This is a genomic window from Ensifer sp. LC11 (assembly GCF_001695835.1).
Lineage (GTDB): Bacteria > Pseudomonadota > Alphaproteobacteria > Rhizobiales > Rhizobiaceae > Ensifer.
Window position 1 is genome coordinate 1 of record NZ_MBSO01000007.1, and the last position, 2,500, is coordinate 2,500.

Annotated in this window: 2 rRNA genes (1 of these 2 cut by a window edge); both read right to left on the reverse strand. The window is 54.5% G+C overall.

Annotation, left to right across the window (positions count from 1 at the left end):
- Positions 1-59: 59 nt before the first annotated feature.
- Positions 60-174 (reverse strand): 5S ribosomal RNA (gene rrf / locus BBX50_RS05275).
- 272 nt (positions 175-446) lie between these two features.
- A 23S ribosomal RNA gene (locus tag BBX50_RS05280) occupies positions 447-2,500 on the reverse strand (it continues 742 nt past the right edge of the window).

The following is a 2,500-nucleotide window of genomic DNA, read 5'->3' on the forward strand; positions in this document are numbered from 1 at the left end:
CTTCTCGGCTTTGCCTCGAAGGGGAGCGGCGTTTCGGTTTGTTTTCTTGCGTTTTGCAGACCTGGCAGCGACCTACTCTCCCGCGTCTTAAGACGAAGTACCATCGGCGCTGGGGCGTTTCACGGCCGTGTTCGGAATGGGAACGGGTGCAGCCACCCCGCCAGAACCACCAGGTCGGCAAAGCGCAAGATTTGCCACCTGCGAAGGTGGCGAACCGAATGAGAAGCTGGTTGAAGTCGGCGTAAACCGCCTGCGGTTTATCGCTTTCACTTCATTTGTTTTGAACACGTCTTTACGTCTTATCCGGATAATTGCAGCAGCCGGCAAAGCCGAGCCGCCGGTATCCGGCGCGCCGTCCGCAGCGCCTTTGGCGCGTGAGGACGTATATGGCATCATCTTCGGACGAATGCGTTGCATTCGCCTTGAGATGAGCATGAGCAATGGGAACGATCAAGCCAATCGAACGATTAGTACTGGTAAGCTTCATGCGTTGCCGCACTTCCACACCCAGCCTATCAACGTGGTCGTCTTCCACGGTTCTCAAGGGAATACTCGTTTTCAGGTTGGTTTCCCGCTTAGATGCCTTCAGCGGTTATCCATTCCATATATAGCTACCCTGCTATGCCCTTGGCAGGACAACAGGTCCACCAGAGATATGTCCATCCCGGTCCTCTCGTACTAGGGACAGATCCTGTCAATATTCCTACACCCACGGCAGATAGGGACCGAACTGTCTCACGACGTTCTGAACCCAGCTCACGTACCGCTTTAATTGGCGAACAGCCAAACCCTTGGGACCTGCTCCAGCCCCAGGATGCGATGAGCCGACATCGAGGTGCCAAACAACCCCGTCGATATGGACTCTTGGGGGTCATCAGCCTGTTATCCCCGGCGTACCTTTTATCCGTTGAGCGATGGCCCTTCCACGCGGGACCACCGGATCACTATGACCGACTTTCGTCTCTGCTCGACTTGTCAGTCTCGCAGTCAGGCGGGCTTATGCCATTGCACTCGACGACCGATTTCCGACCGGTCTGAGCCCACCATCGCGCGCCTCCGTTACTCTTTCGGAGGCGACCGCCCCAGTCAAACTACCCACCATACACTGTCCCGGATCCGGATAACGGACCGCGGTTAGACATCCATGACGATAAGGGTGGTATTTCAAGGATGGCTCCACAAGAACTGGCGTCCCTGCTTCAAAGCCTACCACCTATCCTACACATGCCGACACGAATGCCAGTGTAAAGCTATAGTAAAGGTGCACGGGGTCTTTCCGTCTGACCGCAGGAACCCCGCATCTTCACGGGGAATTCAATTTCACTGAGTCTATGCTGGAGACAGCGGGGAAGTCGTTACGCCATTCGTGCAGGTCGGAACTTACCCGACAAGGAATTTCGCTACCTTAGGACCGTTATAGTTACGGCCGCCGTTTACTGGGGCTTCGATTCAGAGCTTGCACCCCTCCTCTTAACCTTCCAGCACCGGGCAGGCGTCAGACCCTATACGTCGTCTTGCGACTTCGCAGAGCCCTGTGTTTTTGATAAACAGTCGCTACCCCCTGGTCTGTGCCACCCCAAAAGACTTGCGTCCATTGGGGTCACGCTTCTTCCGAAGTTACGCGTGCAATTTGCCGAGTTCCTTCAGCATAGTTCTCTCAAGCGCCTTGGTATACTCTACCTGACCACCTGTGTCGGTTTCGGGTACGGTCTATACGGTGGAGCTATTTCCTGGAACCGCGTCCCCGCCCGGACAATCCAATAAGTCCGAACAAGTTAAGCAATCCGTCACTACCACCAGGCCCACGAATATTAACGTGGTTCCCATCGACTACGCGTGTCCGCCTCGTCTTAGGGGCCGGCTAACCCTGCTCAGATTAACTTTAAGCAGGAACCCTTGGTCTTTCGGCGAGAGGGTCTCTCACCCTCTTTATCGTTACTCATGTCAACATTCGCACTTCCGATACCTCCAGGACCCCTCACGGGTATCCCTTCACAGGCTTACGGAACGCTCCGCTACCACGTGCATTGCTGCACATCCTCAGCTTCGGTGCATGGCTTTAGCCCCGTTACATTTTCGGCGCAAAGACCCTTAATTAGACCAGTGAGCTGTTACGCTTTCTTTAAATGATGGCTGCTTCTAAGCCAACATCCTGGTTGTTTTGGGATCCTCACATCCTTTCCCACTTAGCCATGACTTGGGGACCTTAGCTGGAGGTCAGGGTTGTTGCCCTTTTCACGACGGACGTTAGCACCCGCCGTGTGTCTGCCGACTAGTACTCCTCGGTATTCGGAGTTTGGTTAGGATCAGTAAGACGGTGAGTCCCCATAGCCCATCCAGTGCTCTACCCCCGAGGGTATTCGGTCGACGCACTACCTAAATAGTTTTCGCGGAGAACCAGCTATTTCCGAGTTTGATTGGCCTTTCACCCCTAACCACAAGTCATCCCAATCTATTGCAACAGATGCGGGTTCGGTCCTCCAGTTGGTGTTACCCAACC